The organism is Bradyrhizobium sp. (assembly GCF_030697065.1).
Lineage (GTDB): Bacteria > Pseudomonadota > Alphaproteobacteria > Rhizobiales > Xanthobacteraceae > Bradyrhizobium.
Window position 1 is genome coordinate 1 of the sequence record NZ_JAUYQU010000303.1, and the last position, 26,064, is coordinate 26,064.

Consider the following 26,064-nt stretch of genomic DNA (forward strand, 5'->3'; position numbering starts at 1 on the left):
CTGCGCCGCCACCATTTCGCGCAATTAACGGGTTGCGTTTTGGCACGGCTCCGGTGAAAAGCCCGGATGCTTTCAATCACCGATATTTCGGTCCGGATTGCCGGACGGCTTTTGATCGATACCAGTTCGGTTCAGATCGTACCTGGCGCGCGCGTGGGCTTTGTCGGCCGCAACGGCGTCGGAAAATCGACGCTGTTCCATGCGATCCGGGGCGAACTGCCGACCGAAACCGGTTCGATCTCGATCCCGCCGCGCTGGCGTATCGGCAGCCTTGCACAGGAGGCGCCCGACGGCCCGGAGAGCCTGATCTCCGTCGTGCTGAAGGCCGACCTGGAGCGCGCGGCGCTGCTGGCCGAGGCCGACACCGCGCACGATCCCTCCCGCATCGCCGATATCCAGACCCGGCTCGTCGACATCGACGCGCATTCGGCGCCGGCCCGCGCCGCTGCGATCCTGAGCGGCCTTGGGTTTTCCACCGCGGACCAGGCGAGGTCGTGTTCGGAGTTTTCCGGCGGCTGGCGCATGCGCGTGGCGCTTGCGGCCACGTTGTTCTCTGCGCCCGATCTGCTGCTGCTGGACGAGCCCACCAACTACCTCGACCTCGAGGGCACGCTGTGGCTCGAGGACCATCTGGCGAATTATCCGCGCACGGTGATCGTCATCAGCCATGACCGCGACCTGCTCGACACCTCGGTCGACCAGATCCTGCATCTCGATCGTACCAAGCTGACGCTCTACAAGGGCACCTACTCGTCGTTCGAGGAGCAGCGCGCTACCCGCGAGATGCTCGACGCCAAGCACGCCAAGCGGCAGATGGACGAGCGCAAGCGCCTGCAGGCCTTCGTCGATCGCTTCAAGGCCAAGGCCTCGAAAGCCCGCCAGGCGCAGTCGCGCGTCAAGATGCTGGAGCGGATGAAGCCGGTCACCGCGCTGGTGACGCAGGACGTGCGCGAAATTTCCTTTCCGGTGCCCGAGCGGATGCTGTCGCCGCCGATCATCGCGGTCGACAACGTCTCGGTCGGATACGACCCGAAGAAGCCGGTGCTCAATCGCGTTACCCTTCGCATCGATACCGACGACCGCATCGCCCTGCTCGGCTCCAACGGCAACGGCAAGTCGACCCTGGTCAAGCTGCTCGCCAACAAGCTGGCGCCGTTCTCCGGCCACGTCACCCGCGCCGAAAAGCTCTCGGTCGGTTATTTCGCGCAGCATCAGGTCGACGAACTCAACCTGGACGGCTCGGCCTACGATCACGTCCGCAAGCTGATGCCGGACGCCACCGAGACCAAGGTGCGCGGACGCACCGGCGCGATCGGGTTCTCCGGCAAGGCCGGCGATACCCTGGTCAAGAGCCTCTCGGGCGGCGAGAAAGCGCGCTTGCTGCTGGGACTTGCGACCTTCTTCGGCCCCAATATGATCATCCTCGACGAGCCGACCAACCATCTGGACATCGACAGCCGCGCGGCACTTGCCGAAGCGATCAACGAATTTCCCGGCGCCGTCATCATGGTCTCCCACGACCGCTATCTGATCGAGGCCTGCGCCGATCAATTGTGGGTGGTCGCCGACCACGCGGTCACCACCTATGATGGCGACCTCGACGATTACCGGCGCATGGTGCTGTCGGCGCGCGGCATGCGCACCAATTCGCGGGACCGCGGCGATGGCGAGCGCGACGGCGGCCGCGACAAGCCCGCCCGCAACAAGGGCGAAAAGCGCATCCCTCTGAAACAGAAAATCTCGGACGCCGAGGCCGAGATTGCGCGCATCAACGGCATCATTGCCAAGATCGATACCGCGCTGGCGCTGCCGGATCTGTTCAAGCGCGATCCGAAGCAGGCGGCGCAGCTCGGCAAGGCACGCGCCGGCGCCCAGAGCGCGCTGGCGCGCGCCGAGGAAGAGTGGCTGGCGGCAAGCTCGCAATACGATCAGGCGACGGGCTGAGACGGGCTGAGGCGGGGCTGCCCGAAAGCGTCCGGACCAGCGCTCAGGTCGCGGCCGGCTTCCTCTTCGGCTTCGCCGTTCGCGGCGGCGCCACCGGTTCGGGGGCGCGCTCGATCGAGCTCAGGCGCCCGGCGGTGAAAGTGTAGATTCCGGCGCGCTGCCCACGCGAATAGTTGACCACCGCCACCCGGTCGCCGCGCGCATTGTTCGAGAGGTTGACGCTGTCGGGTGCCCCGATTCCGCGCACCACGTCACATTCGGTATGGCCAAGCGCCACCGTTCCTAGGGTCGAGGGCACCGGTGCGCCGGCCGCGCCATCGGTCAGGGCGTTGGCATCCGAACCGGGAGGCGCCATTCCCGGGCAACCGCCGTCGGCGCTCACCAGGTCTTCCGCCGACACCGGCTTGTCGGGGGTCAAGGGCGCCGTCTCGATCGAAACGCTCCTGATGAACAGCCTGCCGGAACGGGAAAACCACTCCGCGTCTTTCGACAGCAGATCCGACTGAAACATGTTGGACGCACCCGAGCAGCCCGCCATCAGGGGGGCCAGCACAAGCAGCGCCAGCAGGCGTTCGCGATGAAGGTTCTTGTCTCGCACGATGAACGGAATTCCCAACCCTGTCGCTAAGCGTTTGTCCCACCATCACTTTGCGGCATGACCGTGGCTATGTTCAAGCCCGCAGGCCGAAACCGCAGATTATCATTAATTGCCGGATATCGCTAATTTCGCCGTTGCCAACGGCCGCGCTCGTCGGCCTGCCAGTAAGTGACCTCGAACCCTCGCGACTTGCAGTCGGTCCAGGCACCCCTCGCGGCGACGAGCGCGTTGTCGTCCTCACCGTCGAACACCAGGACCAGGCGGTCGTAGGTCTCGCAATCCGCGGGCAGCGCAGCGTTGTCGATCAGAAACCTCACCTTGGCCCGATTCGGATTGCCCTCCTCGACCATCAGCACGATCGGCTGATCCTGGGCGTCGGCGGCGCGCCAGGTGGCGTGCGGCAGGAATGAATCGTCGCGATAGGTCCACAGATGGGCATCGAGCGCGTCGGCGCGCTCTTCCGATGTCGACTGCACCACCACCCGCCAGCCACGTTCCAGCGACTTCTCCAGCAACGGCGGCAGCACGTTCTCGAGCAACATGTCCTGCAGATGGTAGAACAGAACTTCCGTCATCGGGGTTCGGTTATTTCCTGCCCTCGTAATTGTCCGCCACCAGCCGCTCCAGCAGGCGCACGCCATAGCCCGAACCCCAACTGTGGTTGATCTCGGACTTCGGCGCACCCATCGCGGTTCCCGCGATATCGAGATGCGCCCACGGCGTGTCGTCGACGAAGCGCTGCAGGAACTGCGCGGCGGTGATCGAACCGCCATTGCGGACGCCGGCGTTCTTCACGTCGGCGAACTGCGAATCGATCTGCTTGTCGTATTCCGGACCGAGCGGCATGCGCCACACCCGTTCCCCGGTCTCGAGCCCGGCCCTGGTCAGCCGTTCGGCCAGTTCGTCATTGTTGGAGAACATGCCGGCATATTCGGTGCCCAGCGCCACCATGATGGCGCCGGTCAGCGTCGCCAGATCGACCATGAATTTCGGCTTGAACTTCTTCGCCACGTACCAGAGCACGTCGGCCAGCACGAGGCGGCCTTCGGCGTCGGTGTTGATGATCTCGATGGTCTGCCCGGACATCGAGGTCACAATATCGCCGGGGCGCTGCGCGTTGCCGTCGGGCATGTTTTCGACGATGCCGATGGCGCCCACCACATTGACCCTGGCCTTGCGCGCGGCCAGCGCATGCATCAGTCCGACGACGCACGCCGCACCGCCCATGTCGCCCTTCATGTCTTCCATGCCGGCGGAGCCCTTGATCGAGATGCCGCCGGTATCGAAACAAACACCCTTGCCGACAAAGGCCACCGGCTGCTCGCCTTTCTTGCCGCCGTTCCAGCGCATCACCACCATCCGGCCGGGTTGCGTCGAGCCCTGGGAAACCCCGAGCAACGCGCCCATGCCGAGTTTGGTCATGGCCTTGACGTCGAGAACCTCGACATTGACGCCGAGCTTGCGCAACAGCGCGGCGCGCCGCGCGAATTCCACGGGATAGAGCACGTTCGGCGGCTCATTGACGAGTTCACGCGCCATGATGACGCCATCGACAATGTGCGCGCGAGGGGCAAAGGCCTTTCGCGCGGCTGCGACATCGTCGACCGCGAGCGAAACCTCGGCGCGCAGCGGGGCATCCTCGCCGTCTTTCTTTTTGGTCTTGTAGCGATCGAATTTATAGGCGCGCAGCCGCAGCCCGGATGCCACCGCGGCGGCCTGGTCGGGCTTCATCGCGCCGTCGGGCAATTCCGCCATGATCGTCACCACCGCATTGCCGGCGAGCAGCTTGCCGGCCGCTGCGCCGCCAAGCTTGAGAAAATCATTGTCCTTGATCGCCGACAGCTTGCCGGCGCCCACCACGATCAGGCGGGAGGCTTTGAGACCCTCCGGCGCAAGAATATCGAGCGTCGAACCGCTCTTGCCCTTGAACTGATTGGTTTCCGCCGCCCGCTTGACGACATCGGCGGCTCCACCCAGCGCCTTGCGCGTCGCCGCGCCGAATTTCAGCGAGTCGTCGCAAAACACCACCATGACCCCGCGCGGGCCGGTGGAAAACGGAACAAAGCCGACCTTGACGGCGTCGGACATGGGCAAATCCTCCAGGAATTCAGTGCTGTCGCTGGGTCGGGAACCGGCCGGGCGGTAGTTCGAATGTTCTCCGGCTATGCTTGCGCATCCCGCGGAAAACATGGTCCGGCACTATTGCCTGTCCGACGCTGCGCTGCCAAGCGCCCGCGTGGCTCATTAGCCACATAGCCCAAATTATTAACCTTATAGCAAAGGTGCCATGGCGCAGCCATTTTGTTGACGGATCAAAGGGATGGTAGTGAGAATGTGGGCCGGCAGGACGACTGCGGCACGACCAGCGGGGATCCCGTAACAGGGATTGGTCGTGAGCCGGGGTTTCGCTGGATGTGGGATCGTGCGGTACCGATGGGGTCGATCGACAAGTATATTTTCCGGACGACGCTTGCGTCGTTTGCGTTGATTCTGGTCAGCCTGACAGGGGTGATCTGGATTACGCAGGCGTTGCGCGGCATCGACCTGATGACGAGCCAGGGGCAGACCATCGTCACCTTTCTCGGCATTACCAGCCTCGTGATCCCGGCGCTGGTGCTGATCATTGCGCCGATTGCGCTGATGATCGCGATTTCGCATACCCTCAACAAGCTCGCGACCGATTCCGAGATCATCGTGATGAACGCGGCGGGTCTTTCGCCGATCCGGCTGTTCCTTCCGTTCTTCTACGCCACCTGCGTGGTGTCGTTGCTGGTCGCCTTCATCGCGTCGTACCTGGCGCCCGACGGCATGCGCCGAATCAAGCAGTGGGACGCCGAGATCACCGCCGATGTTCTGACCAACATCCTGCAGCCCGGCCGCTTTGCCCAGCTCGATCAGAACCTGACCATCCGCATTCGCGAGCGGCAGCCCGGTGGCGTGCTCGCCGGCATTTTCGTCGATGATCGCCGCGATCCCAAGGAACGCGTCACCATCATTGCCGACCGCGGGACAATCCTGCGCAACGAAAGCGGCTCCTATCTGGTGCTCGAAGACGGCAATCTGCAACGATTCGAGGCCGGCAAGCGCGACCCGGCGCTGGTGGCGTTCGGCCGTTACGCGTTCGACATGTCGAAATTCTCCAATCATGGCCGCGACGTCAAGCTGGGGATCCGCGAACGCTACATCTGGGAATTGATGAGGCCGTCGGAGGAGGATCCGGTGTATCAGCAATTGCCCGGCCAGTTCCGTGCCGAACTGCACGACCGTTTCATGGCGCCGATCTATCCCTTCGCATTCGCCGCGTTGACGTTCGCGTTCCTGGGAACCCCGCGTACCACGCGACAGAGCCGTAATTTTTCGATCGGCGCTTCGATTGTCGCCGTCTTCGGGTTGCGCATGGCAGGATTCGCCTGCTCGGTCGTGACGGTCAGGTCGCCCGCGGCGGCCCTCCTCCAGTACGTGATGCTGATAGCTGCGATCAGTGGCGGCCTGTCGATGATCCTGACCGGCGTCGTGGTGGAACCGCCGGCGGCCCTGATGGAAGCCATCAACAGGTCGAACGAACGTATTCTGCGGTTCTTCGGACGGCCGGCCTCAGCATGAGCATGATGACCAACACGCTCGGGCGATATTTTGCCGGCCGCTTCGTGATTTCGGCGGTGGGCGTGTTCGCGAGCATCTTCCTGCTGCTGGTGCTGGTCGATTACATCGAAATGGTCCGGAAGACGTCGGGGCTGGCTTCGGTCTCGGCCATCACGGTGGCGAAGACGTCGATCTACCGCGTACCGCAGTTGCTTGAAAAAATGATGCCTTTCTGCGTCCTGATCGGAGCCATGACCTGCTATCTGGCGCTATCGCGACGCCTGGAGCTCGTGGTGGCGCGGGCCGCCGGCGTTTCGGCCTGGCAGTTCATTGCACCGGCGCTGGTGAGTTCGATCGTGATCGGGTTCCTGGCGACTGTTGCCTACAATCCGATGTCCGCCAATTTGCGCGAATTGTCCAAGCGCATGGAGGCGGAGCTGTTCGGCGGCGCGCCCGGCGGCGGAATCCAGGACGCTTCCGGCTTCTGGCTCAACCAGATCGCCAGCGACGGCCAGTGGATCATCAACGCCGCCCGCAGCGAGCAGCAGGGCGTCCGGCTCACAGGACTTACCGTATTCAAGTTCGACAACGAATTCCAGTTCAAGGAACGGATCGAGGCGCGCGAGGCGACCCTCGAGGAAGGCCGGTGGGTGTTCAAATCGGCGCGCCGATTCTCCCTCGACGCCCCGCCGGTCGATCAGGACAGCTTTTTCATCTCCACCACCCTGACCCCCGCCCAGGTCCGAAACAGCTTTTCCACCCCGGAAACTGTGTCTTTTTGGCAACTACCAGGCTATATCCGGTCCTCGGAGAGTTCCGGATTTGCGACAGCCGGATACCGCTTGCAGTACCACAAGCTCATTGCACAGCCGTTTTTGCTGGCTGCCATGGTCATGCTGGCAGCCTCCGTGAGCCTGCGCTTCTTCCGTTTCGGCGGCGTGCAGAAGATGGTTTTGAGTGGCGTGGGAGCAGGCTTTCTGCTCTACGTTCTGTCGAAAGTAACTGAGGATTTGAGCAAGGCTGAGTTGATGCATCCGATCGCTGCGGCGTGGCTGCCAGTATCTGTGGGCGGCCTCACCGGCTTTTTGGCCTTGCTGTACCAGGAGGACGGGTAGTGGCCGTTGTCGCCGCCCGCCAGGTAAGGTCGTCCGCGTTGCTGCGGCGCATGCTCGTGCGCCGCCTGTGGAGGCGCTTGGCCGCATTCGGCGCCCCGGTTCTGGCCCTGGCCGCCGCGATGATCTTGGCAGCTGCGCTCGAACTAACGACCACGGCGCCGGCTCAAGCGCAGTCCTTCACCTATAATCCGCGCCCGCCCCGCCCGGCCCCGCCCCGCCCCGCCAACGACGGACAGATGCTGGTCCAGGCGGTCGAGGTAAATTACGACTACAACAATCAGCGGGTGGCGGCGGTCGGCAACGTGCAGATGTTCTACAACGGCACCAGCGTCGAGGCCGACAAGATCGTCTACGATCAGAAGACCAAGCGGCTCCACGCCGAGGGCAACATCCGCATGACCGATGCGGAAGGCAAGATCACCTACGCCAACGTCATGGATTTGAGCGACGACTATCGAGACGGTTTCGTCGATTCACTGCGCGTCGACACCGCCGACGCCACGCGCATGGCGGCGACGCGGATGGACCGCTCCAGCGGCAACTACACCGTTTTCGAGAACGGCGTTTATACCGCCTGCGCACCGTGCAAGGACGACCCGAAGAAGCCGCCGCTGTGGCAGGTCAAGGGCGCGCGCATCATTCACGACCAGACCGAGAAGATGCTGTACTTCGAGAACGCACAGCTGGAATTCTTCGGCGTTCCGATGGCGTATCTGCCGTATTTTTCGACGCCCGATCCGACGGTAAAGCGCAAGACCGGATTCCTGATGCCGGGCTTCAGCTCGGTGACCGGCTATGGATACGGCATCGAGACGCCGTTCTATTGGGCCATCGCTCCCGACTACGACGCGACTTTCAACCCGCGTTTCACGACCCGGCAGGGCGTGCTGTTCCAGGGCGAGTTCCGCCAGCGCCTGATCAACGGTTCCTACCAGATCCGCGGCTACGGCATTAATCAGCTCGACCCGGGCGTCTACGCCGGTCAGCCCGGCGACCGCGACCTCCGCGGCGGCGTCGAAACCAAGGGCCAATTTGCGCTCAACGATAAATGGGTGTGGGGCTGGGACGGCGTCCTGCTGTCCGACTACTACTTCATGTCCGACTATCGGCTGTCCCAGTACCGCGATCCCCTGGGATCTTTCCTGAGCCTTCCGACCGAAGCCATTTCGCAGCTCTACCTGACCGGCGTCGGCAACCGCAGCTTCTTCGACCTGCGCACCATCCATTACCTCAGCTTCTCGGGTAACCAGGACAAGGTTCCCGTCATTCACCCGGTCCTCGATTATTCGAACGTGATCAACAGCCCGATTTTCGGCGGCGAGTTCAGCTACAAGACGAACCTGACCAGCCTTTCGCGGGACACGGCGGCATTCGATCCGATCACGACGTCGGCAAACACCAATGGACTGTGCCTCACCACCTCGGCCGATCCGCTGGCACGGATGCCCAACAGCTGTCTGCTCCGCGGCGTACCCGGCACCTACACGCGGGCGACCGTCGAGGCGCAATGGCGGCGGTCGTTCACCGATCCCATCGGCCAGATCTGGACGCCGTTCGCCATCGTCCGCGCCGATGCGATCAACGCCTCGATTTCGAACCAGCCCGGCGTATCGAACTTCCTTCCCGTCGGCGACACCCAGGCGCTGCGCGTGATGCCGACCGTCGGCCTAGAATATCGTTATCCCTTCATCAACGTTCAGCCGTGGGGCTCCACCACGATCGAGCCGATCGCGCAGATCATCCTGCGCCCCAATGAAACCTATGCCGGCAAGCTGCCGAACGAAGACGCGCAGAGCATGGTGTTCGACGCCAGCAACCTGTTCTCGGTCGACAAGTTCTCCGGATACGATCGCGTCGAAGGCGGCGGCCGCGCCAATGTCGGCGTCCAGGCGACGACGCAATTCGACCGCGGCGGCTCGGTCAATGTTCTGTTCGGGCAGTCCTACCATTTGTTCGGCCTGAACTCGTACGCGGTGGCGGATCTGACCAACACCGGACTTAACTCCGGCCTGCAGAATGCGCGATCCGACTATGTCGCCCGCATCAACTATTCGCCCAACCGGACCTACACGGTCAGCGTGCGCTCGCGCACGGACGAGGCAACCCTCAATATCAATCGTTTCGAGGCTGAAGGCCGCGCCAGCTTCGACCGCTGGTCGGTCGCCCTGACCTACGGCAATTACGCCGCGCAGCCGGAACTCGGCTACCTGACGCGTCGCGAAGGCTTGCTCGGCAGCGGATCGGTCAAGGTCGCCGCCAACTGGGTGGTGACGGGAGCCGCCCGGTGGGACCTTGAAGCCAACAAACTCAATCAATACGTCATCGGGGCCGGTTACGTCGACGACTGCTTCGTGCTGGCTGCGAACTACGTGACGTCCTACAATTATTCGGCGGGCTCCGCGCCGCCGGTGCTCAGTCACGCGGTCATGTTCCAGATCGGCCTGCGGACGCTTGCCACCACGTCCTCGACGGGCAACTCGGCCGGTATACAATAGAGCCGGCGTCGATGCTGCCGGACCATTGCCGCCGTTGCGGATCCAGTTCGAACCGGGTTGATACAGCGAAGATGATCATGACGAGCCACATATTCCATCGCCTTCGGTCGTTCGTGCTGGGTTGCGCCGCGGCGCTGGTCCTGATGGCCAGCGGGTCACCGCTGCAGGCGCAGACCGTGGCCGTCATGGTCAATGGCGAGCCCATCACCAATTACGACATCGAACAGCGCAGCAAGCTGAACTTCCTGACCACGCGCAAGAAGCCGGCCCGCCAGGACATCATCAACGAACTGATCGATGAAAAGGTGAAGGTCAAGGAAGGCAAGAAATTCGGCGTCGAGCCGACATCTTCCGACGTCGATCAGTCCTATGCGCAGATGGGCTCGCGGATGCGCATGTCCGCCGATCAACTCGACAAGACGCTCGAAGGCCAGGGCATTCGCCCCGACACGCTGAAGGCGCGGTTGAAGGCCGAGATCGTCTGGACCAGCCTGGTCCGCGGGCGATTCAAGGGAAGCCTGCAGGTCGGCGAGAAGGACGTGGCCGCCGCGGCCCAGGCCGCCGGCAACGAGAAACTCGAGACCGAGGCCTTTGAATACCAGATGCGGCCCGTCGTGTTGATCGTCCCGAAAGGATCGGCCCCCAGCCTTTTCGAGGCACGACGCAAGGAGGCCGAAGCGCTGCGTAATCGGGTGCAGACCTGCGAAGAGGCCAACGCGGTGTTCAAGTCCTTGCAGAATGCCACCATACGCACCGTCGTGACCAAGACGTCGGCCGACCTCCCGGCGGTGCTGCGCGACATACTCGACAAGACCCCGATCGGCCATTTGACCGCGCCCGAGCAGACCAGGCAGGGCATCGAGATGGTGGCGCTGTGCGGACGCAAACCGACCACTATCGACACGCCGAAGAAAAGAGAAATCCGCGACAAGATGTATGTCGAGAAATACGAGGCCAGGTCGAAATCCTATCTGCAGGAAGTCCGCAAGGCCGCGATGATCGAATATCGTTGATTCATGGCAAAGCCCCTCGCGTTGACCTCAGGCGAACCTGCGGGTATCGGGCCCGACATCACGATCGAGGCATGGCAGCGCCGCAACGAACTGAAGCTCCCGCCATTTTATCTGGTTGGCGATCGCGATTCCGTCGGCAAGCGAGCGGAAGTCCTGGGACTGAAAGTGAAGCTGGCCGACGTCCGGCCCGAGGAGGCGGCCGCGGCATTCGCCGACGCCTTGCCGGTCGTGGCCACCGGCCAGGCCGCGACGGCGCGACCGGGCCAGCCCGATGACAGCAGCGCTGCCGCGGCACTGGCATCGATTCGACAGGCCGTCGCCGACGTCGCCGCCGGGCGGGCAAGCGCGGTCGTCACCAACCCGATCGCCAAAAGCGTGCTCTACCGCGCCGGCTTTCGGCACCCCGGCCATACCGAATTTCTGGCCGAACTCGCCACGAGCGGCGGCCGCACGCCGCAACCGGTGATGATGCTGTGGTCGCCCACCCTCGCCGTCGTGCCCGTGACCATCCATCTTTCGCTGCGCGAGGCGATCGCGCAGCTGTCGAGCGAGTTGATCGTCACCACGGCCCGCATCGCGGTGGCGGATCTAAAGGCCCGCTTTGGCCTCACCCATCCGCGCCTCGCGGTGTCCGGCCTCAATCCGCACGCCGGTGAAGACGGCTCGCTCGGCCTCGAGGACCAGACCATCGTGGCTCCGGCGGTCGAAATCCTGCGCGGCGAAGGCATCGAGGTGCGGGGACCGTTGCCGGCCGACACCATGTTCCATGAAGCCGCCCGCAAGACCTATGACTGTGCGATCTGCATGTATCACGATCAGGCGCTGATCCCGATCAAGACCATTGCCTTCGAGCACGCGGTCAACGTCACGCTGGGGCTGCCGTTCATCCGCACGTCGCCGGACCATGGCACCGCGTTCGACATTGCCGGCAGCGGCCGCGCCAATCCGTCGAGCCTGATCGCGGCGCTGCGGCTGGCCGCCCGCATGGCCGCGGCGCGGCCGGCATGAGCGCGGTCGACGACCTGCCGCCGCTGCGCGACGTCATTCGTCAGCATGACCTCTCGGCCCGCAAATCGCTTGGACAGAATTTCCTGCTTGACCTCAACCTCACCGCCAGGATTGCGCGCGCGGCGGGGCCGCTGGAAGACGCGACGGTCGTCGAGATCGGTCCCGGCCCCGGCGGACTGACGCGCGCGCTGCTGGCGCTGGGGGCGCGGCGGGTCATCGCGGTAGAGCGCGACGAGCGGGCGCTGCCGCCGCTTGAAGAGATTGCCCGGCGCTATCCGGGACGGCTGCAGGTCATCTGCGCCGATGCGCAAACCTTCGATCCGCGCCCCTTGCTTGGCGGCGTCCCGGCGAAAATCGTCGCCAACCTGCCCTACAACATCGCCACCGCGCTCCTGATCGACTGGCTGTCCATCGAGCCGTGGCCGCCCTGGTACGACATGATGGTGCTGATGTTTCAGCGCGAGGTGGCCGAGCGCATCGTCGCGCGCGAGAACGACGAGGCCTATGGACGGCTCGCGGTGCTCGCGAACTGGCGCGCCGAGACCCGGATCCTGTTCGACATTTCACCCGCGGCGTTCGTGCCGCAGCCCAAGGTGACCTCGTCGGTGGTGCGGCTGGTGCCGCGCAGGGCGCCGGAAGCGTGCGACCGCCGGGCGCTCGAACAGGTAGCGGCGGCCGCGTTCGGGCAGCGGCGAAAAATGCTGCGGCAAAGCCTCAAATCCCTTGCCGTCGATCCGGCCCGGTTGGCCGCCGCAGCCGAAGTCGATCTGACGCGGCGCGCCGAGACCGTCCCGGTCGGCGGCTTTGTTGCCATGGCGCGCGAATTGATAAATATACGCTCGTCAAGAACGTCCTGAGGGAGAGAAACGCCATGGCGCTGATGAAACGCCAGTCATTGGTCAAATTCGATGCGCCGCTGTGCGAAACCATCGTCGATACGCCGAAGCCGCAAGGCAACGAAGTGCTGGTCCGCATCGAGCGTTGCGGTTTGTGCCATTCGGACCTGCATATCCAGGATGGTTATGCCGACCTCGGCGGCGGCAAGAAACTCGACACCACGCGGGGCATGACTTTGCCCTTCACGCTGGGCCACGAAATCGCAGGCGTGGTCGAGGAGGCAGGACCCGACGTTGCGAAGGACCTGATCGGAAAAAAGGTAGCCGTGTTCCCGTGGATCGGCTGCGGCCAGTGCCGCGACTGTCTCAATGGCGATGAAAATCTCTGCGTCAAGCAGCGCTTTCTCGGCGTTTCGATCGACGGCGGATTCGCCAGCCACGTGCTGGTGCCCGACGCCAGATATCTGCTGGACTACGATCCGCTGCCGGTCAATCAGGCGGCGACCTTGATGTGCTCCGGCGTCACCGCCTATGGCGCGCTGAAGCGTCTGGTGGACCGGCCGCGGCAGCGCAATCTGCTGCTGATCGGGCTGGGCGGCGTCGGCATGATGGGGCTGTCGTTCGCACAGGCGATGTTCAAGCAGCCCATTTCGGTGGCAGACCTCAGCCCCGCCGCGCGCGAGGCAGCGTTGAAGAACGGCGCGACGGTCGCCTACGATCCTGCCGAGGCCGACATCGCCAAACGAATCATCAGGGAAACCGAGGGTGGTTTCGACGCGGTGGTGGATTTCGCCGGCAACGAGAAATCGATGGCCTTTGCGGTCGCCGCGGTCGCGCGCGGCGGCAAGATCGTGGTCTCCGGATTGATGGGCGGCAACTTCAGCCTGCCGATGGTGCAGTGGATCTACAAGCGCATGACCATCGAGGGCTTCATGGTCGGGACGCTGGCCGAAGCCCGGGAATTGATGGCGCTGGCCCGCGCCGGCAAGATCAAGCCGACCCCGATGAAGGAAGAGCCGATGGGCGACGTCCAGAAATGGATCGACGAGCTGCGGGCCGGCAAGGTGGTCGGGCGCATCGTGCTGAAGAATTGATGCTGCCTGCCGGGCGGCGCTTCTCGCGCTGCCCGGCAGGTGCTAGTCTACTCCCATTACATTCGGGAGATGCATTGCGGATGCGCCGGCCGGCTATTTGCGGACCTCTGGGGCTGGCGGCGCTGGGCGCGCTGCTGCTGGCCGTTCTTGCCAGCCCCGCCGTAGCGGAGAAACGCATCGCGCTGGTGGTCGGCAATGCCGGCTATCAGAACATCACGCGGCTCGACAATCCCAGGAACGATGCAAAGCTGATGGCCGACACGCTGTCGAGCCTTGGCTTTGCGCTGATCGGCGGCCGCGCCCAGCTCGACCTCGACAAACAGTCACTCGATACCGCCGTGCAGAACTTTGGCCGGCAGATCCAGGGCGCCGATGTGGCGCTGTTCTACTATGCCGGTCACGGCGTTCAGGTCAGCGGCTCGAATTATCTGGTGCCGGTCGGCGCCAACCCGACCCGTGAGGCCGACGTCGACTTCCAGATGGTGGACGTCAACCTCGTGCTGCGACAGATGCAGGGGTCCGGCACGCGACTCAACATGGTGATCCTCGATGCCTGCCGAAACAATCCGTTTGGCGCCCGCGGATTGCGCGCATCCGACGGCGGCCTTGCGCAGATGCGGGCGCCGGAGGGCACGCTGATCTCCTACGCGACGCAGCCCGGCAGCGTCGCCCAGGATGGCAGCGACGGCCACAGCCCCTTCACCAAGGCTTTGGCGGCGACCATTCGGCTGGCCGGGCTCGACATCTTCCAGACCTTCAACCAGGTCGGCCTCGCCGTGAAGCGCCAGACCGGCGGGTCGCAACAGCCCTGGGTGTCATCGTCGCCGATCGACGGCACTTTCTATTTCGCGGCGCCGGCAGTGGCGGCCTCGCCGCAGGTGGCTATGGCGCCGCCGGTGCTGTCCGGTACGCTGCGTCCGGATCCCGACCGGATCCCGATCCAGGACTCCGCGCTGCTGCGGGAACTGAGCGACCGGTTGTATGAACGGAACTTCGATCCGGAGCCGCTCGACAGCAAGAACGGGATGAGGCTCGCGATCGCCAAGTTCCAGGAAAAGAGCAGCATGACGCCGACCGGCGAAGCCACCGAAGGCGTGCTGACGCGGTTGCGAAAGATGGAAGACCTGAAACCGTGGGGATCGATTGTTTATGGTCCCGAAAGCGACAAATGGGGCATTTCCTGGAATCACGTATCGCGAAAGGCCGCGGTCGACGATGCACGCTCGAACTGCGGCGCCGGAAAATGTTCGGTTGAATTGAGCTTTTACGGAACACGTTGCGGAGCGTTCGCTATTTCAGGACAATCATGGTCGCTGGTGGCGCGAGATACCGTGCAACGGGCCAAGGAGGCGGCGCTTGACGAGTGCGGCAAGACTGGCAAGTCTTGCCGAATTATCGGCGCGTCGTGCGCGGACGGTTCCGGCCGCTGAATGCCAATCGACCTTGGAAACAAATGCTGATGCCAAACCTCATTCGACGTCAGATCGCAATTGCCCTTCTCTGCGCCTTCGCGGTCGCAATCAGTCCCGCCACCGCCCTCGCACAATCCGGCAGCGCGGGTGGCAGCATCGGCAACGATGAAAAGTCGGTGTCCGGTACGCGTCAGTCGCCTCGGGCGGTCGAGCCCGAGAAGCCTGTGCGACGAAGCAAGCCGAAGTCCGAAGAGCCGAGCCGCGCCTCGCGAAAAAGCGGAGGCAGCAGCAGTGGTGGCAGCAGCGGCGGCAATTTCGACGGAGCGTGGGTGGCCCATTCCGTAGGGACGACATGCGGCGCCGCTACCGAGAGGTTTGTCGTCACCGGCGGCCGGATCGCGGGCGAGCTCAGTTCCGGTCAAATCAGTCCGAATGGCTCGACGAGGTCCGGCGGATCCGCCTCCGGTCTGAGCTGGAACAGTACGGGCCGTTTCTCGGGCCGCAGCGGCTCCGGCACGTTCGTGCGATCAGATGGTTGTACGGGACGATGGACGGCGTCGAAACAATAGTCGGATTTCATCTCTCTGGCCCAGCGCAGTCCGGGCCTAAATTAAGCCCTACCCGCTCCGGAATTGCGGCTCATTGCCACCCAAGTCTTCGCCGAGATTGGCAGCGTGAAGCGTTGCGTATCATCGCCGGAGATGAAGATGTCCAGTTCAGCCGCGAAATCCGTGTCCGCCATTTTCGCCATCCTGTTCGCTTACTCCCCGCTCGTCACCGCATCGTATGCCGAGCCGGCTCCGCCCGATAAATGTCTCTCCGGGCCGAAGGGGGCGCCGCCCGTGGGCGGGCACTGGTATTATCGCGTCGACCGCGCCACCAAACGCGCCTGCTGGTACATCGGCGAAGCCAAACAAAAAGTATCGCGTGCCGCGCCGGAAACGCCGCCCGCGTCCAATTCTGCGCCGCCACCGCGCAGCGCGGGTACGCAGCCTGCGATCGACAATGCGCGCGCCGAATTGCCGTTGCCGCAGGCGCGCGTCGAGCCGGACGCCGACGTCTTCAAGGGACAGCGGACGGTTACAGCCATCCCCGGCGCGATCAACCCGGGAATCGATCAGCGCCCCAATACGGTCGATGCCGGCGCCCAATCGTCGGTCGTTGCGTCGCGCTGGCCCGAACTGGCAGGCGTGGTGAGTACGCCGGCTCGTCCGGAATCTTCCATCGACCAGTCCGCAACCACGCCGCGGGCAGATTCCACGGGGGGACCACCCGCTTCCGCGGCTGCCACGCCAGCTCCCCTATCGGCGCTCCCGCTTGCCGTTGCTGCCGCAGCGTCAACCGAAAAGCCGGCCGGCTCGGTCCAGATGCTGCTGATCGTCATCCTCGGCGCAGTGGCGCTTGCGGGACTGCTGGCGAGCGCGATTTTCAGGTTCGGTGGCCCGCGACGGACCGGCCGTCATGCCCGTCGCGCCGAGCGGCGCGTCAACTGGGATTCAGTCAGGGCCGATCGCCCCTCGCTATCGGACCAGGCGCGCGCCGTTGGATCGGAGCGGGAAGCCGGCCTGCTGCCGGAGGCTGGCCTTGTCCGCGATCTGCGCGCGGCGGACGATCCGGACCAGCGGATCGCGCACATGCTGTCGAGATTGCCGCGGAGTGCCGCGACCTGACGTCCGGTTATTTTTCCAGCTGCTGCTGCAGGCCCCGAACGAACTCGGTCAAACCGACCCGCCGGGCACGCTTGAGTCGCTCGGCCTTGAGGATCGACTGCACTTCGGCGAACGCCTCATCGACGTCGTGATTGATGACGATGTAGTCATATTCGGCCCAATGACTGAGTTCATGGCTGGCCCGGTCCATGCGGCCGCGGATGACGGCATCGGAATCCTGCGCGCGGGTATGGAGCCTCTTCTCGAGGTCTGCGGCCGATGGCGGCAGGATGAACACGCTGACGACATCGGCACCGGCCTTCTCCCGCAATAGCTGGGTGCCCTGCCAGTCGATGTCGAACAGCACGTCGCGTCCGCAAGCCAACGCCGCTTCGACCGGCGCACGCGGCGTGCCGTAGCGATTGTCGAACACAGTGGCCCATTCGAGCAATTCGCCCTGTTTCACCATCCGTTCGAATTCGGCCATGTCCACGAACAGATAATCGCGCCCTGCGACTTCGCCGGGACGCATCGGCCGGGTGGTTGCCGAAACCGACATTTGAAGGCCCTGCATCCGGTCGAGCAGCAGGCGCGACAGCGTGGTCTTGCCGGCGCCCGACGGCGACGACAGCACGAACATCAGCCCGCGCCGCTCAACGCCGTCGAAGCTGTGGCCGCCAGCCGTCATGATCACTCCAGGTTCTGAACCTGTTCGCGGAATTGCTCGACCACGTTCTTCATCTCAAGGCCGGTATTGGTCAATTCGAGATCGTTCGACTTGGAGCAGCAGGTATTGACCTCGCGGTTGAATTCCTGCGCCAGGAAGTCGAGCCGTCGGCCGACCGGTCCGCCCTTGCCGATCATCTCGCGGGCTTGCGAGATGTGCGAGGCGATGCGGTCGAGCTCCTCGCGTATATCGGCCTTGGCGGCGATCAGGATCGCCTCCTGGTTGAGACGGTCGGGATCGAAGCGGTCGGAGGTGTCGAGCAACGCCGCGATCTGCTCGGCGAGCCGGGCCCTGATCGCCTCGGGCTTGCGGCCGGGCGCGGCTTCGGCCTTTTTGGCCAGACGCTCGATCTCATCCATTCGCTGCGACAGTATCTGCCCGAGCGTCACGCCCTCGCGACGACGCATCTCGACAAGATCGGTCAGCGCCTGCTCGAACGCCAGCGCCGCGGCGGCCTTCGCGGCCTTGTCCTCGAGTTCGTTGCTTTCGGGCTCAACCACCTCGATGACGCCCTTGATCGACAACAGCCCGTCGATGCTCGGCGCCACCGCATCGATCTTGCCGGCGAGCACGCCCGCCACCTTGACGATCGACGCCAGCACGTCCTCATTGATACGGATGGTCGAGACGGCGTTGGCACGCTTGACGTTCAAATTGGCGTAAACGGTGCCGCGCGACAGCACTTCGCCGGCGCGCTTCTTGGCCAGCGCCTCGAGTTCGTCCCAGCCGGGCGGCAGCCGCATGCGCAGGTCGAACCCCTTGGCGTTGACCGACTTCAATTCCCATTCGAACGCGTAGGGGCCGCTGGCGCCGTGGCTACGGGCAAAGCCGGTCATGCTCGACAACGCCATCGTCTGAATTTCTCCGGGAGTGCGGATTCTGGAATTCGCAGCGGTCGCCGCGACCTTAAAGCGTTTTCGGCCAAAGTGGAATTCGGTCCCGGCGCGAATCGGCGCTAGCGCTGAACCACCGGACGCGCCGTCGTCGATTGCGCCGCGCCTTGCCGGCCCGGAGCCGCCGGGGTGGTTGAAGGCGCCGCCGGAGGAGCGGCGCGCGCTGGTCTCTTCGGCGCGGCGGGCCTGGTCGTGGTGGCGGTGGGATTGGTATCGGCCGGCGCGCTGGCCGCCGCCGGCGGGGCCGGCTGGGCTTCTTCGGCCGGCGGTTCGACGGTGTCGTTCTGGATCTGCTTTTCCAGCGCGCGCAGCTTGACGACGTTCTTCTGATGCTGGTCGTAGGTCTCGGTAAAGGTGTGTCCGCCGGTGCCATCGGCGACGAAGAACAGGTCACGCGTGCGCGCCGGATTGGCGGCGGCCTCCAGCGAGGCGCGTCCCGGATTGGCGATCGGTCCGGGCGGAAGGCCGTCGATCACGTAGGTGTTGTAGGGCGACGGCTGCTGGATTTCAGAGCGCCTGATCGGCCGGCCCAGCGTTCCCTTGCCGCCGACCAGTCCGTAGATGATGGTCGGATCCGACTGCAGCTTCATTTTCAGCCGCAGCCGGTTGACGAACACCGCGGCGACCCGGCTGCGCTCGTCCGACTTTCCGGTTTCCTTTTCGATGATCGAGGCCAGCGTCACCAGCTGTTCCGGCGACTTGACCGGAATATCCGGATTGCGACGCTCCCAGATCTCGGCCAGCATTCGCTTGTGCGTCTGCTGCATGCGCTGGATCACCTGGTCGCGCGAGGTGCCGCGCGGGAACTTGTAGGTTTCCGGCAGCAAGGTGCCTTCGCGCGGCATTTCGCGAACGTTCCCCGAGAAAATTTCATTGTCGGTGAGCCGGGCCACGATCTGCTCGGAGGTCAAGCCCTCGGGAATCGTGACGGAATGCTGAACCACCTTGCCTTCGACAATGGTGCCGATGACGTCGCGAAGGCTGGCATTCTTCTGGAACGAATATTCACCCGGCTTCAGCTCCGAACTGGCCCTCAACGCAAACGCCGCCCCCATGAACAGCCACGGATTGATCTCGATCACCCCTTCGCGCTGCAGGGTTTCTGCGATTTCCCGGGTCTTCGAGCGCGCCGGAATATTGACGATCTTGTCTTCCGCGAGCGGACCGGCGGATTCCAGCATCTTCTTGCCGTAGACGTAGACTCCGCCGGCGCCGATCATGAACACCAGGATGATGGTGATGATGGCGTTGCCGACAATGACGAACGGGTTGCGGGCGCGATCGGACCGCTTCGGCGGCGGCGGAACCTGCTCGGGCTCCAGCGCGGCGCGCGGGCTACGTGGCGAAATGGGCGGCCTCTCACTCATCGATGCAACCTGAATCCTGTCGGTTTGATCGTGGCCCGGCAAATCCCTGCCATGCCAATAGCCTACGCCCGCATAGCTTATAGTTTAGAGCGCGCCCGGACGCAAAACCGGCGTCACCATTTTTACCGATAGCGCTCCTGAGTCGTCGCCGAATGCGGCGAAACGGTGGAGCCGTTCCAATCAATGGCTAATTGGTCACCCGCTGCACGATCACGGATGCGTTGGTGCCCCCGAAGCCGAACGAATTGGACAGCGCGACATTGATCTCCCGCTTGCGCGGCGTTTGCGGCACGAGGTCGATCGCGGTCTCCACCGAGGGGTTGTCGAGATTGATGGTCGGGGGGGCGACATTGTCGCGAATCGCCAGGATGCTGAAGATCGTCTCGATCGCGCCGGCGGCGCCGAGCAGATGTCCAGTCGACGATTTGGTCGACGACATCGACACCCTGGAAGCGGCGTTGCCCAACAACCGCTCAACCGCGCCGAGTTCGATTTCGTCGCCGACCTGCGTCGAGGTGCCGTGCGCATTGATGTAGTCGATGTCGGAAGCGCTGATTCCGGCACGCTTCATCGCAGCACTCATGCTGCGGAATGCACCATCGCCGTCGGGCGACGGAGACGTGATGTGATAGGCGTCGCCGGACAGCCCGTAGCCGATCACCTCGGCGTAGATTCTGGCGCCGCGGTTTTTCGCATGCTCGTATTCCTCGAGCACCACGATGCCGGCGCCCTCTCCCATCACGAAGCCGTCGCGGTCCTTGTCGTAGGGACGCGATGCTTTTTCCGGGGTCTCGTTGAAGCCGGTCGACAGCGCGCGCGATGCGCAGAATCCCGCCATCGACAGCCGGCAAATCGGCGATTCCGTGCCGCCCGCCACCATGACGTCGGCGTCGCCGAGCACGATCAGCCGGCTGGCATCGCCGATCGCATGCGCGCCGGTCGAACAGGCGGTGACCACCGAATGGTTGGGACCCTTGAGGCCGTGCTCGATCGACACATAGCCTGAGGCCAGATTGATCAGCCGACCGGGTATGAAGAAAGGGGATACCTTGCGGGGACCGCGCTCCTTCAGCAGCAGCGCGGTGTCGGCAATGCCCGACAGACCGCCAATCCCGGATCCGATCATGGTGCCGGTGGCGCAGCGTTCCTCTTCGGTCGACGGATGCCAGTTGGCGTCATCGAGTGCCTGACGCGCCGCGCACATCGCGAAGATGATGAAATCATCGACCTTGCGCTGATCCTTCGGTTCCATCCACTGGTCGGGATTGAAGGTGCCGCCGGTACCGTCGCCGCGCGGAATCACGCAGGCGATCCGGCTGGTCAGATCGGACACGTCGAACGTGTCGATTTTCCTGGCCCCGCTCTCGCTGTTGAGGATGCGCTTCCAGGTCGGCTCGACGCCACAGCCGAGTGGCGTAACCATGCCGAGGCCCGTGACGACAACCCGCCTCATATCCAGCACTCCAGCCCGGTATTTCCGGCCCGCACCAAGAACCCGGTGGACCGCGCGACTACGGTCCGACCGGCTTCGTCAGTACCGCGCGGGGCGTCAGCTCTTCGCGTTTTTTTCAAGAAATTTTGTGGCGTCGCCGACAGTCAAAATCGTCTCAGCGGCGTCGTCGGGAATCTCGCAACCGAATTCCTCTTCGAACGCCATCACCAGCTCGACCGTATCGAGACTGTCCGCGCCGAGGTCGTCAATGAAGCTCGCGGCATCGACCACTTTTTCGGGTTCAACACCAAGGTGTTCGACCACAATCTTCTTAACTCGCTCGCCAATCTCACTCATCGTTCAACCTCGTGCTTGTTCCATTAGACCCGTCGTCCCCAAGACGCTACGAGCCATCGTGGTCGTTAAACTTCCTTCGCAATCGCGCAACGTCTTGATTTGCCCGGTCATCTCGGACGCAGGCCCGGCGAACGACGGCAGGCTCCGCCCCGCCAATATACAGGGATTCAAATTCCTGCAATGGCGTTCTTTGCCCATCCGTTGTTGGTTCGGTTATCATACTTCCCAAGCCTTGACTACAAAGCCTTGACTACGGGCCCCGGTGACAGCCGGAAACCGCCCTCACCATACGGAAGGGCCGGTAACCGGCTCAAAACATGGCCATTCCGCCATTGACGTGAATCGTCTGTCCGGTCACATACGCGGCTTCATTGGAGGCGAGATAGACCGCCGCGGCGGCGATATCTTCGGGCGTTCCCAGCCGCGCCGCAGGAACCTTCGACAGGATGGTTTCGCGCTGCTTGTCGTTGAGCGCGTCGGTCATCGGCGTCTTGATGAATCCGGGCGCGATGCAGTTGGCGGTGACGTTCCGCTTGGCGTATTCCGCACCCACCGTCTTGATCATGCCGATCAGCCCCGCCTTCGACGCCGTGTAATTGCCCTGCCCCGGATTGCCGGTAACGCCGACGATGGAGGTGATCGCGATGATGCGGCCGAAACGCTTGCGCATCATCAGCTTGGTCGCGGCGCGGGCGAGGCGGAAGGTCGAGGTCAGATTGACCTTGATGACCTCGTCCCAATCCTCGTCGCGCAGTTGCACGAACAAATTGTCCCTGGTTATTCCGGCGTTGGCGACCAGGATATCGACCTGGCCCATCGCCGCCTCGGCCGCCGGCACCAGGGCCTCGACTTCGGCGCTGTCGGAGAGGTTGCAGGGCAGCACGTGGACGCGCTCGCCCAACTTGCCGGCGAGCGTGTCGAGCACCTCGCGCCGCGTTCCGGAAATCGCGACCGTCGCGCCCTGGGCGTGCAACGCCTGGGCGATCGCATTACCGATGCCGCCGGTCGCGCCGGTGACGAGCGCCGTTTTGCCAGTCAAGTCGAACATCGCTATCTCCTCCCGGCCACCGCTTAATGCGAAGCCGCCAATGCGTCCTTTGCGCCGGCGATATCGCCGGGGCCCCCCACTGAAATCCCGACCGCGCCGTCGGCGATCCGCTTCACCAGCCCGCTCAGCACCTTGCCGGCGCCGATCTCGAAAAATCGCGTCACGCCATGGCTCGCCATGTACGCCACCGATTCGCGCCAGCGCACCGTGCCGGTTACCTGTTCGATCAGGCGGCGGCGGATCTCGTCCGGATCGGAGATCGGCGCGGCCAGCACGTTCGAGACCAGCGGCGAAGCCGGCGGCCTGATCGTGACCGCGGCCAGCGCCTCGGCCATGGCGTCAGCGGCAGGCTGCATCAGCCGGCAATGGAACGGGGCCGATACCGGCAGCAGCATGGCGCGCTTGGCGCCGTTCGTCTTGGCGATTTCGAGCCCGCGCTCGACCGCGGCCTTGTCGCCGGAAATGACGACCTGACCGCCGCCATTGTCGTTGGCGGCCTGACAGACCTGTCCTTGCGCTGCCTCCTCTGCAACCGCCACTGCCGCCTCATAATCGAGCCCGAGCAGCGCAGCCATTGCACCAGTCCCGACCGGCACCGCCTTCTGCATGGCAAGACCCCTGATACGCAGCAAGCGCGCGGTATCACTGATGCTGAAGCTGCCGGCCGCCGCCAGTGCGGAATATTCGCCGAGCGAATGCCCGGCGACGAAAGCGGCGTCCCGTGCCACCGAGAAGCCGGCCTCGGTCTCCAGCACCCGCAAGGTGGCGAGCGAGACCGCCATCAAGGCGGGTTGGGCATTTTCGGTAAGTTGCAGGGTTTCCGCCGGGCCCTCCCAGATGATGGCGGTCAGCTTCTCCCCGAGCGCCGCGTCGACCTCGTCGAAAACCGCGCGCGCGGCCGGAAAAGCTTCCGCCAGCGCCTTGCCCATGCCGACCGCCTGGGAACCCTGCCCCGGAAAGGTGAATGCTGCCGTCATCGGCGCTCCCTGAACGTCCAAATCCCTAAAGTTGGGCCGAAAGACACCGAGCGCGACCGGGATGTCAAGCCAACTGGACCGAAACCGGCCGTACGGCCGTTCCCGGACAGGAAATCGGCACTTCAGCCGGGCGAGAGGGACGCGAGAATAGAGCGAAAGCCATTGACCCGGGGCACCCCAGGTTAACGATGCCCGTAGGGGAAGCAGCTGCCTTAAGCCTGCATTCAGCCGGTCGGTTCTAGTTGGACCCATGACTATCGAATTCGAGCCGATCTTACCTGATGGCCGCCGGGTGCAGCCGGGATTTCGGCTAATCCAGGCCATGGACGTCGCCATCAACTGGATCGTTTCCAGTCCCGGCGCACGACCGGCCGATGTTCAGCGCGTGCTGCTGCTTCAAAGTCTGACCAAGGCAAGGACGCTGGTTATTTCCATCGTGGCATCGTCGCTGATGGCGGCCGTTGCAGCGGTGATGACCGCCGCGACATGGGCCTATGCATGGTTGCTGGCCGAACTTGTGGTCGGCAGCCTCAGGCTTGTGGCGATGAATAGCTTCGTGAAGGCCGAGTCATCGGGCCGGACCGGAAACAGTCTCGCTCCGATATTCGCAGGTCTGATTTCCTTCATCATCATTTCCGCGGGCGGTTATCAATGTGTCGGGTCCGGCCAATGGCCGCTGATCACCATGGCCGGAATGGGCCTTGCCACTTTGATCGGCGCTGTCTCCTCGCGCAACGCGGGCACGCCGCGCTACGCCGTTCTTCTGATTTTCATCCTGACGCTTCCTTTCTCGCTGGCGGCGCTGACCTCGCCGATGCCTTACCTGTTCATTATCGGTGTTCAGCTTCCTCTCTATGCCTGTGGTGTGATTTTCGTCATGCTCGATAATTACAAGGTGTTGCTGAGCCTCTATCGCTCGGAGGACGAGAACCGCAGGCTCGCGAACCACGATCTGCTTACCGGACTGCCTAACCGGAGCTTGAATCTGAAGCGCTTCGACGAATTGCTCGCGGATCTGGCCTCGGCATCGGACAGGAGCAGCAAGGGCTTCACGGTATTCTGCCTCGATCTCGACGGTTTCAAGGATGTCAACGACCGGCTTGGACACGCAGCGGGCGATGCCGTCCTGGTAGCGTTGGCGGACCGGCTTCGCGAAAGTGTCCGGGTTCTTGATTTCGTGGCCCGTACCGGCGGCGATGAATTCGTCATCCTGCTGCCGGCGATCTCCGTCGCGGATGCCACCGCTATCGCCGAGCGAATCATCGCCCGTGTCGAGATGCCGTTCGACGTCGGCCACTGCGAAGCGGTGCAGATAGGTATCAGCATAGGGAGCGCCTCGGCTCCCGCGGATGGCGAAAGCGTCGATGCGCTGATGCGATCCGCTGACCTGGCCATGTATGTCGCCAAACGACGCGGCAAGGGCCGATTTGTGCCCCATGGACCCCGCTCCAGCCATTTCCTTCGGGTGGAGGGGGCGGAACTGGCGCCCCCCGCCAATGCCGATGCCGGCTGACCGCTTGCCAGATGGAAGGCGGCGGGAACCGCCCCTTACCCTTGCCATCGCGTACAAAATCCGTATAAACCGCGCCATCCGTGGATCCCGGCCGGGAGCTGAACGGACGGTCTCAGCAATTTCACCTTCCAGGCGATCTTGATGCGGCAGGGCCAGTCGGTCCGTCGTCCCGTGCTTCCGCCTTCTGAGCTTAATCCCGAGTCCTTTCCGAAGGTCTCGAAGGGCTTGCCGCCGGGAACCGCGCCAACACTAGGAAAGGACACCCATGCCTCTTTACGAGCATGTTTTTCTCGCGCGTCAGGATGCGAGCACCCAGCAGGTCGAAGAACTGACCACCCAGATGACCGGCATCGTCGAAGGTCTCGGCGGCAAGGTCGTCAAGATGGAAAGCTGGGGCGTACGCTCCCTCACCTATCGCATGAACAAGAATCGCAAGGCGCACTTCGTGCTGATGAACATCGACGCCCCCTCGGCGGCGGTCGCCGAAGTAGAGCGGCAGGAGCGGATCAGCGAAGACGTGATCCGCTATCTCACCGTTCGCGTCGAAGAGCATGAGGAAGGCCCCTCGGCGATGATGCGCAAGGCCGATCGCGACCGCGATCGCGACGACCGTGGCGGCGGTTTCCGCGGCGACCGCGAAGGCGGCTTCCGTGGCGACCGTGATGGCGGCGGCGGCGGTGGCTATCGTGGTGACCGGGGTCCGCGCCGTCCGCGTGACGATGCCGAAGCAGCGGTTGAGGAGTAAGAATCATGGCTGAAGCTGGTGCACGCCGTCCGTTTTTCCGCCGCCGCAAGACCTGCCCGTTCACGGGTCCGAACGCGCCGAAGATCGACTACAAGGATTCCAAGCTGCTGATGCGTTACGTTTCCGAGCGCGGCAAGATCGTGCCGAGCCGCATCACCGCCGTGTCCGCCAAGAAGCAGCGTGAACTCGCCCGCGCCATCAAGCGCTCGCGGTTCCTCGGCCTGCTGCCCTACGTGATCAGGTAAAAAAACCTTTCGGT

General features: G+C 63.9%; 24 protein-coding genes. 14 read left to right on the top strand and 10 right to left on the bottom strand.

From position 1 onward, the window contains the following. Positions 1–66: 66 nt before the first annotated feature. Positions 67–1,944 carry an ABC-F family ATP-binding cassette domain-containing protein gene (locus Q8R73_RS24110; protein ID WP_305722049.1) on the top strand — a complete coding sequence of 626 codons (1,878 nt, stop codon included), beginning with the start codon at positions 67–69 and terminating at the stop codon, positions 1,942–1,944. Positions 1,945–1,987: 43 nt separating this feature from the next. Here the strand turns inward: Q8R73_RS24110 and Q8R73_RS24115 are convergent, their stop codons facing one another. From Q8R73_RS24115 to Q8R73_RS24125, 3 genes are all read right to left on the bottom strand, one after another. Further along, the gene (locus Q8R73_RS24115) at positions 1,988–2,542 is read right to left on the bottom strand and encodes a hypothetical protein (protein ID WP_371126163.1); all 555 of its coding nucleotides are present in this window, start codon (positions 2,540–2,542) and stop codon (positions 1,988–1,990) included. Positions 2,543–2,664: 122 nt separating this feature from the next. Further along, the gene (locus Q8R73_RS24120; protein WP_305722050.1) at positions 2,665–3,117 is read right to left on the bottom strand and encodes a DNA polymerase III subunit chi; all 453 of its coding nucleotides are present in this window, start codon (positions 3,115–3,117) and stop codon (positions 2,665–2,667) included. A gap of 10 nt (positions 3,118–3,127) precedes the next feature. After that, positions 3,128–4,630 (bottom strand): leucyl aminopeptidase, encoded by a 1,503-nt coding sequence (locus Q8R73_RS24125; protein WP_305722051.1) that lies wholly within the window; start codon positions 4,628–4,630, stop codon positions 3,128–3,130. Positions 4,631–4,975: 345 nt separating this feature from the next. Between Q8R73_RS24125 and lptF the strand changes: the two genes are divergently transcribed. The 10 genes from lptF (at position 4,976) to Q8R73_RS24175 (ending at position 16,767) form a co-directional block, all read left to right on the top strand. Continuing rightward, a complete protein-coding gene (gene lptF / locus Q8R73_RS24130) occupies positions 4,976–6,145 on the top strand; it encodes an LPS export ABC transporter permease LptF (RefSeq protein ID WP_305722080.1) in 1,170 nt (389 codons plus the stop codon). Next, the gene (gene lptG / locus Q8R73_RS24135) at positions 6,142–7,239 is read left to right on the top strand and encodes an LPS export ABC transporter permease LptG (protein WP_305722052.1); all 1,098 of its coding nucleotides are present in this window, start codon (positions 6,142–6,144) and stop codon (positions 7,237–7,239) included. The genes lptF and lptG overlap by 4 nt, the downstream gene beginning before the upstream one ends. A gap of 50 nt (positions 7,240–7,289) precedes the next feature. Next, a complete protein-coding gene (locus Q8R73_RS24140; RefSeq protein ID WP_305722081.1) occupies positions 7,290–9,734 on the top strand; it encodes an LPS-assembly protein LptD in 2,445 nt (814 codons plus the stop codon). A 77-nt stretch (positions 9,735–9,811) separates the two neighbouring features. Beyond that, on the top strand, positions 9,812–10,747 hold the full coding sequence (locus Q8R73_RS24145) for a SurA N-terminal domain-containing protein (RefSeq protein ID WP_371126164.1): 936 nt from the start codon (positions 9,812–9,814) through the stop codon (positions 10,745–10,747). A gap of 3 nt (positions 10,748–10,750) precedes the next feature. Next, positions 10,751–11,755, top strand: a complete 1,005-nt coding sequence (pdxA, locus tag Q8R73_RS24150; protein ID WP_305722053.1) for a 4-hydroxythreonine-4-phosphate dehydrogenase PdxA — start codon at positions 10,751–10,753, stop codon at positions 11,753–11,755. Beyond that, positions 11,752–12,612 carry a 16S rRNA (adenine(1518)-N(6)/adenine(1519)-N(6))-dimethyltransferase RsmA gene (gene rsmA, locus Q8R73_RS24155; RefSeq protein ID WP_305722054.1) on the top strand — a complete coding sequence of 287 codons (861 nt, stop codon included), beginning with the start codon at positions 11,752–11,754 and terminating at the stop codon, positions 12,610–12,612. Before pdxA ends, rsmA begins: the two co-directional genes overlap by 4 nt. Positions 12,613–12,626: 14 nt before the next feature. Continuing rightward, positions 12,627–13,685 carry an alcohol dehydrogenase gene (locus tag Q8R73_RS24160; RefSeq protein ID WP_305722055.1) on the top strand — a complete coding sequence of 353 codons (1,059 nt, stop codon included), beginning with the start codon at positions 12,627–12,629 and terminating at the stop codon, positions 13,683–13,685. Positions 13,686–13,765: 80 nt separating this feature from the next. Continuing rightward, positions 13,766–15,115 carry a caspase family protein gene (locus Q8R73_RS24165; protein ID WP_305722056.1) on the top strand — a complete coding sequence of 450 codons (1,350 nt, stop codon included), beginning with the start codon at positions 13,766–13,768 and terminating at the stop codon, positions 15,113–15,115. A 23-nt stretch (positions 15,116–15,138) separates the two neighbouring features. Beyond that, the gene (locus tag Q8R73_RS24170; protein ID WP_371126165.1) at positions 15,139–15,666 is read left to right on the top strand and encodes a hypothetical protein; all 528 of its coding nucleotides are present in this window, start codon (positions 15,139–15,141) and stop codon (positions 15,664–15,666) included. Positions 15,667–15,804: 138 nt separating this feature from the next. Then, a complete protein-coding gene (locus Q8R73_RS24175) occupies positions 15,805–16,767 on the top strand; it encodes a hypothetical protein (protein WP_305722057.1) in 963 nt (320 codons plus the stop codon). A gap of 7 nt (positions 16,768–16,774) precedes the next feature. On the opposite strand, the gene gmk is transcribed toward Q8R73_RS24175, so the two are convergent. The 7 genes from gmk to fabD form a co-directional block, all read right to left on the bottom strand. Next, positions 16,775–17,434: a guanylate kinase gene (gene gmk, locus Q8R73_RS24180; RefSeq protein ID WP_305722058.1), complete on the bottom strand. Its 660-nt coding sequence runs from the start codon at positions 17,432–17,434 to the stop codon at positions 16,775–16,777. Between the two features lie 2 nt (positions 17,435–17,436). After that, the gene (locus Q8R73_RS24185) at positions 17,437–18,324 is read right to left on the bottom strand and encodes a YicC/YloC family endoribonuclease (protein ID WP_305722059.1); all 888 of its coding nucleotides are present in this window, start codon (positions 18,322–18,324) and stop codon (positions 17,437–17,439) included. A 104-nt stretch (positions 18,325–18,428) separates the two neighbouring features. Continuing rightward, positions 18,429–19,733, bottom strand: coding sequence for an endolytic transglycosylase MltG (gene mltG / locus Q8R73_RS24190; RefSeq protein ID WP_305722060.1), 1,305 nt, complete (start codon positions 19,731–19,733; stop codon positions 18,429–18,431). A gap of 187 nt (positions 19,734–19,920) precedes the next feature. Beyond that, positions 19,921–21,186: a beta-ketoacyl-ACP synthase II gene (gene fabF / locus Q8R73_RS24195; RefSeq protein ID WP_305722061.1), complete on the bottom strand. Its 1,266-nt coding sequence runs from the start codon at positions 21,184–21,186 to the stop codon at positions 19,921–19,923. A 96-nt stretch (positions 21,187–21,282) separates the two neighbouring features. Further along, entirely contained in the window at positions 21,283–21,522 is a 240-nt protein-coding gene (locus Q8R73_RS24200) for an acyl carrier protein (protein WP_006020277.1), read from the bottom strand. Between the two features lie 310 nt (positions 21,523–21,832). Beyond that, positions 21,833–22,570, bottom strand: a complete 738-nt coding sequence (gene fabG, locus Q8R73_RS24205; RefSeq protein ID WP_305722062.1) for a 3-oxoacyl-[acyl-carrier-protein] reductase — start codon at positions 22,568–22,570, stop codon at positions 21,833–21,835. A gap of 23 nt (positions 22,571–22,593) precedes the next feature. Beyond that, entirely contained in the window at positions 22,594–23,547 is a 954-nt protein-coding gene (gene fabD / locus Q8R73_RS24210; RefSeq protein WP_305722063.1) for an ACP S-malonyltransferase, read from the bottom strand. Between the two features lie 250 nt (positions 23,548–23,797). On the opposite strand from fabD, the gene Q8R73_RS24215 reads away from it, so the two are divergent. The 3 genes from Q8R73_RS24215 to rpsR all read left to right on the top strand — a co-directional run bounded on the left by Q8R73_RS24215 (position 23,798) and on the right by rpsR (position 26,050). Next, entirely contained in the window at positions 23,798–25,060 is a 1,263-nt protein-coding gene (locus Q8R73_RS24215) for a GGDEF domain-containing protein (protein ID WP_305722064.1), read from the top strand. A gap of 265 nt (positions 25,061–25,325) precedes the next feature. Continuing rightward, positions 25,326–25,805, top strand: coding sequence for a 30S ribosomal protein S6 (rpsF, locus tag Q8R73_RS24220; protein ID WP_305722065.1), 480 nt, complete (start codon positions 25,326–25,328; stop codon positions 25,803–25,805). 5 nt (positions 25,806–25,810) lie between these two features. Continuing rightward, positions 25,811–26,050, top strand: a complete 240-nt coding sequence (gene rpsR / locus Q8R73_RS24225) for a 30S ribosomal protein S18 (protein WP_002711478.1) — start codon at positions 25,811–25,813, stop codon at positions 26,048–26,050. Positions 26,051–26,064: the final 14 nt, after the last annotated feature.